Below are 11,917 nucleotides of genomic sequence, written 5' to 3'. Positions count from 1 at the left end.
CGATCGCGTGGTGAGCCGCTAGCGGTCGGGCCGTGGAGAAACCCCCCCCCCCCCCCCCCCCGGGAAAAAAAAAACCCCCCCCCCCCCCCCCCCCCCCCCCCCCCTTCCCCCCCCTCCCCCCCCCCCCCCCCCCCCCCCGACACCCTGCGTTCCTGGCGCCCCTCAAGTTGTCCACAGCTTCACCCACTTGTGGACAACTCCGGCCTCCGGCCCCCGTTTCCCGGGTCCCGTCAGACACCCCCGATACGCTGGGCGCGGGGCCGTCCCCCAGGGACGGGCGGGGGCTGGGAGCTGGGCGATGTCGATCGTCCACAAAGGACGTCAGTTGGGGGAATGTCAAGTTTGGGCCGTTTTGTGGTCCGTGAAGGCCACCTTCCCTGCCTTGAGAGCAGGGTTCCGGCAAAGTCGCAGAGTTGCTGGTCGGCACTTTTCTTGGTGGTTCGGATGTGGCGTCGCTGGTGCCTGTGGGGTTCGAGTGTGGAGGATTTGGGGCGTTGAACGTCCCAAATCCTCCACACTCGGGGGTGTGCCGGGTTCCGGGGCATGTTGTCCCTGATCCCCTGTTGAGCAAGGTTCGACCGGTGCGGGCCCGCGCCAGGACAAAGAGGTCCCCGACCTGCACGATGCCGACTTTGCCGGGACCCTACCTTGAGAGTAGGGAAGGAGGCCTTCACGGAACTCACTACTTCGCCGGCGCGCGATCACACCTGGACAACCCCGAGCGCCTGCCTCAAGGTCCTGGCGCGGGTCAGCGTTTCCGCAGGCCGATCCGCCGCCATGAGCGGCGCCGCGGGCCTCGGCCGTTGTCCTGGTCCTTGTCGTGGGTGATGGTGCGCGGAGCGCGCGCGACGTGCTGTTCGCCCCGCTGCAGCCGGACGCGCTGAGCGGCACCGGCCACCACGCGCCGCAGCGGCGGGCGCAGGCCCAGACGGCGACGGCTCGTGCTGCGCCGGATCGCACGCCGTTCCCTCGGCGGTGCCATCCACGCCTCCGGGTGCTTGGCGAGCCAGCGCTGCCGGTACACCGAGTACGGGATGTGCGCCAGGTACAGGATCAGCGCGATCGCGAGCGCCACCAGCGGGAACTGGATGATCGCGGCGGCCAGCAGGCCCACCCCGACCAGCAGCGGCGCGATCGCCTTCGGCGGCGCCTTCACCGTCTTCAGCGACAGCGTCGGGATCCGGCTGATCAGCAGCGCGGCGACGGCGATCGTCCACACCCACACCATGTACTGGTGCGACCACCAGCCTCGCCCGAACTGCAGCTCCAGGATCAGCGGCAGCATCGCCAGCAGACCACCGGCGGGAGCGGGCACCCCGACGAAGAACTCACCCGCGTACGGCGGCTGCTCGGTGTCCTCGATCAACGTGTTGAACCGCGCGAGTCGCAGGATCATGCAGACCGCGAAGATCAGCGACGCCACCCAGCCGATCCGCTCGCCTTCGGCATGCCAGACGTACAGCACCAGCGCGGGCGCGACACCGAACGAGATGCCGTCGGACAGCGAGTCGAGCTCCTGCCCCATCTTCGACGTCGCGTCCAGCAGCCGCGCGATCCGGCCGTCCAGGCTGTCGAGCACCGCGGCGATCCCGATCGACGCGATCGCCATCGGATAGTTGCCGATCAGCGCGAACTGCACCGAGGACAGACCGGCGCACAGAGCGAGCACCGTGATGGCGTTCGGCAGCAGCCGGACACCGGGAGTGGTCACACGGACCATGGATCAGCCTTCCGGGTGCGGCGCCGTGGGCAGCTCGGCGATCGGGGTCTCGCCGCCGATCGTGCGCTGGCCCTTCGAGACGAGGACCTTGCTGCCCGGCGGCAGGTACAGGTCCACTCGGGAGCCGAAGCGGATGATGCCGTACGTCGAACCGACGCCGACCTTGTCACCCTCACGGATCTCACAGAGGATGCGCCGGGCCACCAGCCCGGCGATCTGCACCACGACGAGCTCGTGGCCGTCGTCGGTGCGCATGAGCACGGAGTTGCGCTCGTTGTCGTCGCTCGCCTTGTCCAGGTCCGCGGACAGGAACTTCCCCGGCCGGTAGACGACCCGCTCGATCACACCCGACGCCGGGATCCGCTGGACGTGCACGTCGAACACCGACAGGAACACGCTGACCCGCATCCGCGGTTCGGCGGGCAGCCCCAGCTCGGGCGGCGGCACGGCCTCCTCGATCAGCGACACCAGACCGTCCGCCGAAGCGACCGCCAGACCGGACTGGGCGGGCGGGACGCGCTTGGGCTCACGGAAGAACGCGGCCGTGGCGGCCGTCGCGAGCGCGCCGACGACGCCGAGGCGCTTGGAGAACTTCCGCAGCACCAGCGTCGCGGCGAGACCGCCGAGCACGAACGGCCTGCCGGCCGGGTGCATCGGCGGAACGGTCTCGCGCGCCAGCTTCACGGCGTGCGTGAGTGGGTTTCCAGTGGCTTCCGGCCGGTTGCCGCTCATTGGTCGGGTTCACCGCAGTTCGTGTCGGGGGTGTGGGGTCTTGGAAGAGCCACCACGCTACCGCCCTGTCCAGGACAGGCCCGTGGCCTCCCCCGGAAGGGTTTCCCCGGCCCGGGTGGGAGGGGCCACATCCCGGTAACGGAAGGTGGAAATACGCGATAACTCTAGGTAATTGATGCCGATCGCCGACCTTGAGGACCCGCGAATGCCCGCCAGTCCGGACCCCGCAGGCGAGCGACTCGCCGAGCTGTTCCGAGCCTGGAAGAGGGACATTTCGGCGACGCCGATGCCGCCGCTCGTGGACCCCGTCCGCGCCGCCTCGATCATCGCCGAGGCGCGCGCGTCCGGGTGCGTATGCCCCCCGACGGCACGCGCACCCGGCCGCGTTCACTGGAACTGAGCGAAAGTCCCACTTTAGTTCGCCGGATGCCGGTGATCACCGGTCGCGAGAAAACCGTTACCAACGGTTACTCCATCGGTCACCGCTGATAGGGCGGCCGTGAATCGCGCCGCCCGGAGCCGCGCACCAGCCGCAACAGGGCCAGCAGCACGATCGAGCCGAGAATGGCGACGCCGAAGCTGGGGAAGTCGAACTCGAAGCTCCGCTCGGTGCCCGTCGCGAGCCGGTAGATGAAACCGCCCAGCGCCGCCCCGAGCACGCCGATCAGGATGCTGAACAGGCAGCCGCCCCGCCGGTCGGGGCCGCCGACCACGACGTTGGCCAGCCACCCCGCGATGGCGCCGAACACGATCCACGAGAAGAAACCCATACCCCGAGGTTACCGACCCGGATGGAGTAGCGCACAAGAGGACTTGTACAAGACGTCTTGTGCAACTACTGTTGTGCGTCATGGCCGACCGTGAAGTGCGTGAAGTCCACGATTCGAAGGTGCTCGCCGCGATGTCCCATCCGCTGCGGCGCCGCCTGCTCGACGTCCTCCGCCTCGACGGCCCGTGCACCGCTTCCGTGCTCGCCGAGCGGACCGGGCAAGCCGTCGGGAACGTCAGTCACCACCTGAAGGTGCTGGCGGCCAGCGATCTGGTCGAGGAGGCGCCCGAACTCGCCCGCGACCGCCGCGAGCGTTGGTGGCGCCGCGTCGGCTACGCGGTTTCCTGGTCACCGTCGGACTTCCCGGACGACCCGGTCGCGGCCGCCGCCGAATCCCTCGCCCTCGAACGCCAGGTTTCCATGGCGCGCCAGTGGTTCGCCGAACGCGACAGCTACCCCGAGGAGTGGCATCGGGCCGCCTTCGCCACGGACAGCTGGATGAAGCTGTCGGTCGCGGAACTGGCTGAACTCGAGAGCCGGATCCAAGCGCTGGTCCGGGAGTACAGCGACCGCGAACAACCTGACGACGGCCAGGAACGCAGGCCGGTGTTCTTCGCCACCCGAGCCGTCCCGGCCCGCCCGTGATCACCCGGGAACGCGGCGGACTGCTGCGCGGCCGGGACTTCCGGTTGCTGTGGACCGGCGAGACGACCAGCGTGCTCGGCAGTTCCATCGCCGTCGTCGCGCTGCCGCTCGTCGCGGTGGTCACCCTCCAGGCGAGCACGTTCGCGGTCGGCCTGCTGACCGCGGCCGCCTGGCTGCCGTGGCTGCTGATCGGCCTGCCCGCCGGCGCCTGGGTCGACAGACGGCCGAAACGCCCGGTCATGCTGGCCTGCAACACCCTCTCCATGCTGGTGTTCCTGAGCGTCCCGGTCGCCGCGTGGTGCGGGCTGCTCACGATGACCCAGCTGATCGTCGTCGCGTTGGCGGGCGGCGTCGCGAAGGTGTTCTTCAACGTCGCGTACCGCGCGTACCTGCCTTCGCTGGTCGACAAGGACCAACTTCAGGAAGCCAACGAAAAGCTGCAGGGCAGTGAATCCGCCGCGCAGATCGGCGGACCCGGTCTGGCCGGTCTGCTGGCACAGGGTTTCGGTGCCGTCAGCGGCGTGCTCGCCGACGCCGTCAGCTTCGGGATCTCCGTACTGTGCCTGCGATCCATCCGCCACCGCGAGCCCGAACGCCCGGCGAAGACGCGTTCGCGGCTGCGGGACGAGATCCGCGACGGTCTCGATTTCGTCGTCCACGACCCTTATCTGCGTGTTCTGGCCGTCTTCGGCGCGATCTCGAACGTCGCGCTCATGGGCTACCAGGCGATCGAGGTCGTGTTCCTCGTCCGCGATCTCGGCGTCGGGGCGGGGACGGCCGGACTCGTGCTCGCCCTCACCGGCGCGGGCGGGATCTTCGGCGCGGCGCTGTCGGGCAAATTCGCCGCGCGGGTCGGCACCGCGCGTGCCTTCATCCTCTGCGAGGGCTCCGGGTCGCTGATGATGTTGCTGGGACCACTCGCCCAAGGCGGCTGGGGACTCGCGTTCTTCGTCGTCGCCGGGTTCTCGCTCAGCGCCGGGGTCGTCGGCTCGAACGTCCTCAACGCCACGTTCAAACAGCGGTACGTCCCGGCGGCGATGTTCGGCCGGGTCACCGCGAGCATGTCCGTGCTCAGCCTCGGCGCGATCGCGCTGGGCGGCCTGCTCGGCGGGATTCTCGGCGAGACCGTCGGCGTCCGGCAGACGCTGTGGCTGATGGCCGGTCTCGAAGTCGTCGCCGTGTTCGCCCTGCTGCTCACGCCGATCGGCCGGTGCCGCGACTTCCCGGCGGATCGCGTTTAGCCCGCTAAAGGCGATCAGAGCAGGAGGACGTCGACCTCGTCGCCCTTCGCCACCGAGTCGACGTCCTCCGGCAGCACGATCAGGCAGTTCGCCTGCGTGAACGCCGCCAGCAGATGCGATCCCGGTCCGCCGCGAGGTCCGACGATCCCGGTGACCTCACCTTCGGAGTGCGTGTAGAAGCCCCGCCGGAACTGACGCCGTCCGGCGGGGGAGGTCATCGACTCGGTCAGCCGGGCCCGCACCTGCTGGCGGTCGACGCCCGCGTGGCCCATCGCCGCGAGCAACGCCGGCCGCAGGAATGCTTCGAAGGAGACGAGCACGCTCACGGGGTTGCCCGGCAACGTCACCACCGGCACGCCGTTCCACCGCCCGCAGCCCTGCGGCCCGCCCGGCTGCATCGCGACTTTCCGGAACTCCACGCCCTGCCCCGTCAGCGCGTCCTTCACGACTTCGTACGCGCCCGCGCTCACCCCGCCCGAGGTCACCAGCAGATCCACGTCCGCCAGCCGCGGCTCGATCACCGCGCGGAACTCGGCCACGTCGTCGACGACACTGCGCACGACTTCGGCCTCGCAGCCGAGCGCGCGGACCGCGGACGCCAGCATGATGCTGTTCGATTCGTAGATCTGCCCGTGCCGCAAGGGATTCGGCGCGTCGACGAGTTCGGTCCCGGTGGAGACGACAAGCACCTTCAGCGGCCTCCGCACCGGAACCTCGGCGAGCCCGACGGCCGCCGCGAGGCCCAGCTGCGCCGGACCCAGCACGGTGCCCGCCGAAAGCGCCACCGTGCCTTCGACGACGTCTTCACCGAGGCGGCGGATATGCGCGCCCGGGACGGCTGTCCTGAGAATCCGGACGTCCGTCACACCGCCGTCCGTGTGCTCCACCATCACCACCGCGTCGGCACCGGGCGGCAGCGGGGCGCCGGTCATGATCCGGTGCGCCGTACCCGGCTCCAGCTCGCCGATGTCGACGCGGCCGGCGGGGATGTCGTCGGCGACCGGCAGCGTCACGGGCGCTTCGGCGGCGGAGGCGATATCGGCGGCGCGCACGGCGTAACCGTCCATCGCGGAGTTGTCGAACGGCGGCAGCGAAACCCCCGCGAGCACGTCCTCGGCCAGGACGAGCCCGGCGGCCGAAGCGAGCGGAAGACGGATGACGGGGGCGTTTCCGAGCAGGCCGGTGACGGTCTCACGGTGGGCGTCGACGGAGATCACGCGGACCATCCTCCCCCCTCTTCGGTCGCATGCAAGACTCTGCGCGTCACAACGACCACCGGGGAGACAGAGACATGCAGGTTCAGATCCGTCACCAGCCATCGTTCGCGGTGGCCAGGCTCATGCTCGCACCGGGTGAACCGGCGCAGGTCGAGTCGGGCGCGATGATGGCGACGAGTTACGGCGTGCAGGTCCAGTCCCAGGCGCAGGGCGGCATCATGAAGGGCCTCGGCCGCGCCTTCCTCTCCGGCGAGTCCTTCTTCATCTCCACCTACACCGCCCCGCAGAACGGCGGCTGGGTCGACGTCGCCGCGAACCTGCCCGGCGACATGCAGATCATCAACCTCGACGGCCGCACCGGCTGGTGCGTCACGCGCGGCTCGTGGCTCGCGTCGTCCCACGGTGTGCAGACCGAGACCAAATGGGGCGGGCTCAAGAACCTCGTCGGCGGCGAAGGCGGCTTCCTGACGCACGCGACCGGACAGGGCCCGCTGGTCGTGGCCTGCTACGGCGCGCTGGAGACGGTCACCCTGCAGCAGGGCGAGGTCATCACCATCGACACCGGGCACGTCGTCGCGTTCGCCGACACCGTGCAGTACCAGATCCGGAAGGTCGCCACGGGCGTCATCCAGTCGATGAAGAGCGGCGAAGGCCTCGTGTTCGACTTCGCCGGGCCCGGCCAGCTGCTCACCCAGACCCGCAACCCGTCGGCGCTGTCCGCCTGGGTGATCGCCCAGGTTCCCTCGCGCTGAGCCATGCGCGTCCAGACCAGGCACACCCCGAACTTCGGGGTCGCGCGCGTGCTGTTGTCCCCCGGCGAAGCCGTCCAGGCCGCCGGGGACACCATGCTCGCCAGCAGTTTCGGCATCACCGAGACCGTTCCGGCCCGCGGGGGTTCCCGGGCGGGCAAGACCGCGCCCTCGGTGTTCAACGCGCCGGAGGGCGGCGGCTGGATCGACTTCGCGCCGCTGGCCGCGGGCGACGTCTACCCGCTGGAATTCACCGGCGGCGCGGGCTGGTGCGTGAGCCGCGACGCGATCCTCGCCCGGCCGGCGACGGTCAGGCAGGACCCCGCCTGGGCGCCGCTGCAGAAGCTCTTCGGGGCCGACGCGGGGTTCCTGGAGCATTACAGCGGAAGCGGCCCGCTCGTACTGGCCGCGCAGGGCCCGGTCGACGCCTTCGAACTCGCCGCGGGCGAACTCGTCACCGTCCGGCCGGACTTCCTGCTGGCCTATCCGGACACCGTGCAGTGCCGCCTCCGCGCCGTCGACCAGTCCGGTCCGCAGTCGGTCCGCACCGGCGAAGGGCTCGCGCTGGACTTCGCAGGACCAGGACGCGTCCTGGTGCAATCGCGCAATAGGCGGCTTTTTCGCGGGTGACCTTGGGACGAATCGACCATTGCCGACGGCGGTGATTCGGGTAGCGTGAACTGCACTCGAAACCGCCGTCCGGGGCAAGAAGGCCGGCGGATCCCGTGCTGAGGGAGGGCGCCGTGGCAGTCGGCACCGTCAAGTGGTTCAACTCGGAAAAGGGCTACGGATTCATCGAATCCACCGAAGGGCCCGACGTCTTCGTCCACTACTCGGCCATTCAGGCCGACGGGTTCCGGACGCTCGACGAGGGTGATCGCGTGGAATTCGAAGTCCAGTCCGGGCGTGACGGGCGGAGTCAAGCGGCGGACGTGCGCAAGGTCTAGCGAGACTTCGGGCGAACCCCCGGCGGCCTCCGGAACTGGCGCGTTAGGCTGCGCTGCGTGACAGGCGATGAGTCGGGGGACCTGACCGGTCGCCGGCTGGGCAACTACCGCATCGACGGGGTGCTCGGCAAGGGCGGCATGAGCGTGACCTACAAGGCCACGGACGTGCGGCTCGGACGCAAGGTGGCACTGAAGGTCATCGGTGATCACCTCGGGGCCGACGCCGAGTTCCGCGAACGCTTCGTCGACGAGGCGCGGAACACGTCCGCGATCGACCATGCCAACGTCGTGCCCTTGTACGACTTCGGCGAGCTCGAAGGCATGCTCTACATCGCCATGCGGATGGTCGACGGCGGGGACCTCGCCGGCCTGATCTCCGGCGGCCCGATCGCGCCCTCCCGCGCGCTGACCATGCTCGACCAGGTCGCCGACGCGCTCGACACCCTGCACAACCGCGGACTCGTGCACCTCGACGTCAAACCGGCCAACGTCCTGGTCACCAGCAAGGAGACTTCGCGTGAGCACGTCTACGTCGCCGACTTCGGCCTGACCCGGCGCGGCGCCACCGGGCACCGGACTCGCGGTGGTGACTTCCTCGGCTCGCCCACTTACGCCGCCCCCGAGCACCTGCGCGGCGAGCCGCTCGACGGCCGCACCGACCAGTACGCGCTCACCTGTGTCCTCTACGCCTGCCTGACCGGCAGCCCGCCCTTCAAGGGCGACGTGCAGACGGTCATCAAGGGTCACCTGAACGGCGAACCCCCCGCCATCTCCCGGATCGTCGGCCTGCCCGCGGGCATCGACGAGGTCATCCGCAAGGGAATGGCGAAGAATCCCGCCGATCGCTACCCGAACTGTGTTGAGATGATCGCGGCCGCCAGGCGCGCGCTGGGTCCGCTCGCGACCTCGAACGAGCCTCCGGGTCCGCCCGGGCAGGCGGCGGCCGCGACCGTCCAGCAGGCGGTACCGCATCAGGCGCCTAGGCAGAACACGCCGCCACAGGGAGAGGGGGGCCCCGTGCACCCGTATGGAGGACAACAGCCGGGCTACGGCCAGCAGGGACCGGGGCCGCAAGGCCCGCCCCCGGGGCAGGGCCCGCAGCAGCAGGGTCCGCCGCCGGGTTACGGTCCGCCGCCGCAGCAGGGTGGCTACCAGCAGCAGGGCGGGTTCCAGCAGGGTCCGCCGCCGGGCTACGGTCCGCCGCCGCAGCAAGGCGGGTTCCAGCAGCAGGGTGGGTTCCAGCAGGGTCCGCCGCCCGGTTACGGCCCGCCGCCGCAGCAGCAAGGCGGCTTCCAGCCCAAGAAGAAGGGCGGCGGCGCCAAGTGGATCTGGATCATCGTCGGCGCCCTCGTGGTCGCCGGCGCGATCGTCGCCGCGATCTTCGTCTTCAGTGACTCGAGCGGTGGCAACGGCCCGCAGACCACCGCGCCGAACATCCCGGTCGGCCCCGGTGGCTCGCAGTCGCAGGCTCCCGGATCGTCCCTGAAGCCTCCGCCGTCGTCGATCTCCATCAAGCCGAGCACCTGATACCGCCGCGCTGACCTGCGGTTCTTGCACTCGACCCCGGAGAGTGCTAAACACGGTGTTGGCACTCGACGCCGTCGAGTGCCAGACAGGCGGTCACCGACCGCTCGTCTGAAGGTCGGGACGGTGAGGCCGCACCCTTCACGGGGTGGGTCGTCCGTCGCGGGCACCGAGCCTGGCCGAGGAAAGAGTCCTGCCGCCGCGCTGTTCAAGCGTGCGGCGGCGCCCAATATCGGAGGACCACACCGAAATGGCCAAACTGATCGCGTTCGACGAGGACGCCCGCCGCGGTCTCGAGCGTGGCTTGAACATCCTCGCCGATGCCGTCAAGGTGACCCTCGGCCCGCGGGGCCGCAACGTCGTGCTCGAAAAGAAGTGGGGCGCGCCGACGATCACCAACGACGGTGTCTCCATCGCCAAGGAGATCGAGCTCGAAGACCCGTGGGAGAAGATCGGGGCCGAGCTCGTCAAGGAAGTTGCCAAGAAGACCGACGACGTCGCGGGTGACGGCACCACCACCGCCACCGTGCTCGCCCAGGCTCTCGTCCGCGAGGGTCTGCGCAACGTCGCCGCCGGGGCCGACCCCATCAGCCTGAAGCGCGGCATCGAGGCGGCCGTCGAGGCCATCACCGAGCAGCTGCACAAGATGGCCGTCCAGATCGAGACCAAGGAGCAGATCGCCGCCACCGCGTCGATCTCCGCCGCGGACCGCACCATCGGCGATCTCATCGCCGAGGCGCTGGACAAGGTCGGCAAGGAAGGCGTCGTCACCGTCGAGGAGAGCAACACCTTCGGGCTCGAGCTCGAGCTCACCGAGGGTATGCGCTTCGACAAGGGCTACATCTCCGGTTACTTCGTGACCGACCCGGAGCGTCAGGAAGCCGAGCTCGAGGACCCGTACGTCCTCCTCTTCGGTTCTAAGATCTCCACCGTCAAGGACGTGCTGCCGCTGCTGGAGAAGGTCATCCAGTCCGGCAAGCCGCTGCTGATCATCGCCGAGGACGTCGAGGGCGAGGCTCTGGCCACCCTGATCGTCAACAAGATGCGTGGCACCTTCAAGTCCGTCGCCGTCAAGGCCCCGGGCTTCGGTGACCGCCGCAAGGCGATCCTGCAGGACATCGCGATCCTGACCGGTGGCCAGGTCATCTCCGAGGACGTCGGCCTCAAGCTGGAGAACGCCGACCTTTCCCTGCTGGGCAAGGCGCGCAAGGCCGTCATCACCAAGGACGAGACCACCATCGTCGAGGGTGCGGGCGACGCCGACCAGATCCAGGGTCGCGTCAACCAGATCCGCGCCGAGATCGAGAACTCGGACTCGGACTACGACCGCGAGAAGCTCCAGGAGCGGCTGGCGAAGCTGGCCGGCGGCGTGGCCGTCATCAAGGCCGGTGCCGCCACCGAGGTCGAGCTGAAGGAGCGCAAGCACCGCATCGAAGATGCAGTGCGCAACGCCAAGGCCGCCGTCGAAGAGGGCATCGTCGCCGGTGGTGGCGTCGCTCTCATCCAGGCCGCCGAGGCTGCCTTCGCCGGTCTGAAGCTCGAGGGCGACGAGGCCACTGGTGCCAACATCGTCAAGGTCGCCGTCGAGGCGCCGCTCAAGCAGATCGCGATCAACGCCGGCCTCGAAGGCGGCGTCGTGGCGGAGAAGGTCAAGGGCCTCCCGACTGGCCACGGCCTCAACGCCGCCACCGGTGTCTACGAGGACCTGCTCGCCGCCGGCGTGCCGGACCCCACGAAGGTCACCCGCTCCGCGCTGCAGAACGCCGCTTCCATCGCGGCGCTGTTCCTGACCACCGAAGCCGTCGTGGCGGACAAGCCGGAGAAGGCCTCGGCCGCTCCCGCCGACCCGTCCGGTGGCATGGGCGGCATGGACTTCTGAGTTCGAGCCTGTAACACCGGAAAGCCCGGACGCGCCTCGCGCGTCCGGGCTTTTCTTATGTCGTTCTCTTGGTAGTGAAGGAGGCCTTCACGGACTGGCGACAGGCGAGAGACTCCCCTTGAGGGCGGTCGCGGCCATGACTGTCCACAAGGGACATTTTCTGCCGGATCGATGTCTGGTCGATGCCTAAATGTGCGGTCCTGAATGAGGTCGTGAGTGTTATTGAGGGGCAAGGCGAACATGGCGTGCCCCGGCGCGGGACCGGGCCGACTGACGGAAGCCGGGCCGCGCCCCAGCGTCCACAAGGGACAATTTTCCGAAGAAGACTGTCCGGCTTGGGTGGTTTGTGCGGCTTTGGGCGGGGTCGTGAGTGGCAATGAGGGTTCTATTTGAGAGGTAACCCAAACGTGGCGTGGTGGGTGGTAAGTCCGTGAAGGCCTCCTTGAGGGACTCTGGGTCCCTCAAGGAGGCCTTCACGGACTTCAAGACGGGAC

At 69.2% G+C, this 11,917-nt stretch carries 11 protein-coding genes; 7 read left to right on the top strand and 4 right to left on the bottom strand.

Annotation, left to right across the window (positions count from 1 at the left end; genetic code table 11):
- Positions 1–748: 748 nt before the first annotated feature.
- From pssA to ACZ7KI_RS35585, 3 genes are all read right to left on the bottom strand, one after another.
- Positions 749–1,720 carry a CDP-diacylglycerol--serine O-phosphatidyltransferase gene (gene pssA, locus ACZ7KI_RS35595; RefSeq protein ID WP_470277412.1) on the bottom strand — a complete coding sequence of 324 codons (972 nt, stop codon included), beginning with the start codon at positions 1,718–1,720 and terminating at the stop codon, positions 749–751.
- Positions 1,721–1,723: 3 nt separating this feature from the next.
- Complete coding sequence (locus ACZ7KI_RS35590) at positions 1,724–2,452, bottom strand: phosphatidylserine decarboxylase (protein ID WP_470277411.1); 729 nt, start codon at positions 2,450–2,452, stop codon at positions 1,724–1,726.
- A 479-nt stretch (positions 2,453–2,931) separates the two neighbouring features.
- On the bottom strand, positions 2,932–3,222 hold the full coding sequence (locus ACZ7KI_RS35585; RefSeq protein ID WP_470277410.1) for a GlsB/YeaQ/YmgE family stress response membrane protein: 291 nt from the start codon (positions 3,220–3,222) through the stop codon (positions 2,932–2,934).
- 80 nt (positions 3,223–3,302) lie between these two features.
- On the opposite strand from ACZ7KI_RS35585, the gene ACZ7KI_RS35580 reads away from it, so the two are divergent.
- Both ACZ7KI_RS35580 and ACZ7KI_RS35575 read left to right on the top strand, forming a co-directional pair.
- Entirely contained in the window at positions 3,303–3,866 is a 564-nt protein-coding gene (locus ACZ7KI_RS35580; protein ID WP_470277409.1) for an ArsR/SmtB family transcription factor, read from the top strand.
- A complete protein-coding gene (locus ACZ7KI_RS35575; protein ID WP_470277408.1) occupies positions 3,863–5,107 on the top strand; it encodes an MFS transporter in 1,245 nt (414 codons plus the stop codon). Before ACZ7KI_RS35580 ends, ACZ7KI_RS35575 begins: the two co-directional genes overlap by 4 nt.
- A 14-nt stretch (positions 5,108–5,121) precedes the next feature.
- Here ACZ7KI_RS35575 and moeA read toward each other — a convergent pair whose 3' ends face one another.
- A complete protein-coding gene (moeA, locus tag ACZ7KI_RS35570) occupies positions 5,122–6,324 on the bottom strand; it encodes a molybdopterin molybdotransferase MoeA (RefSeq protein ID WP_470277475.1) in 1,203 nt (400 codons plus the stop codon).
- A 74-nt stretch (positions 6,325–6,398) separates the two neighbouring features.
- On the opposite strand from moeA, the gene ACZ7KI_RS35565 reads away from it, so the two are divergent.
- The 5 genes from ACZ7KI_RS35565 to groL all read left to right on the top strand — a co-directional run bounded on the left by ACZ7KI_RS35565 (position 6,399) and on the right by groL (position 11,423).
- Positions 6,399–7,076 (top strand): TIGR00266 family protein, encoded by a 678-nt coding sequence (locus ACZ7KI_RS35565; protein WP_061985035.1) that lies wholly within the window; start codon positions 6,399–6,401, stop codon positions 7,074–7,076.
- A gap of 3 nt (positions 7,077–7,079) precedes the next feature.
- Positions 7,080–7,703 carry an AIM24 family protein gene (locus tag ACZ7KI_RS35560; RefSeq protein WP_470277407.1) on the top strand — a complete coding sequence of 208 codons (624 nt, stop codon included), beginning with the start codon at positions 7,080–7,082 and terminating at the stop codon, positions 7,701–7,703.
- Positions 7,704–7,816: 113 nt separating this feature from the next.
- Entirely contained in the window at positions 7,817–8,020 is a 204-nt protein-coding gene (locus tag ACZ7KI_RS35555; protein ID WP_076160121.1) for a cold-shock protein, read from the top strand.
- Positions 8,021–8,077: 57 nt separating this feature from the next.
- Positions 8,078–9,547 (top strand): serine/threonine-protein kinase, encoded by a 1,470-nt coding sequence (locus tag ACZ7KI_RS35550; protein WP_470277406.1) that lies wholly within the window; start codon positions 8,078–8,080, stop codon positions 9,545–9,547.
- 247 nt (positions 9,548–9,794) lie between these two features.
- Positions 9,795–11,423 carry a chaperonin GroEL gene (groL, locus tag ACZ7KI_RS35545; RefSeq protein ID WP_465464057.1) on the top strand — a complete coding sequence of 543 codons (1,629 nt, stop codon included), beginning with the start codon at positions 9,795–9,797 and terminating at the stop codon, positions 11,421–11,423.
- Positions 11,424–11,917 lie beyond the last annotated feature (494 nt).

The organism is Amycolatopsis sp. NPDC039088, assembly GCF_055598845.1.
This window is presented reverse-complemented; position numbering and strand designations above follow the sequence as displayed.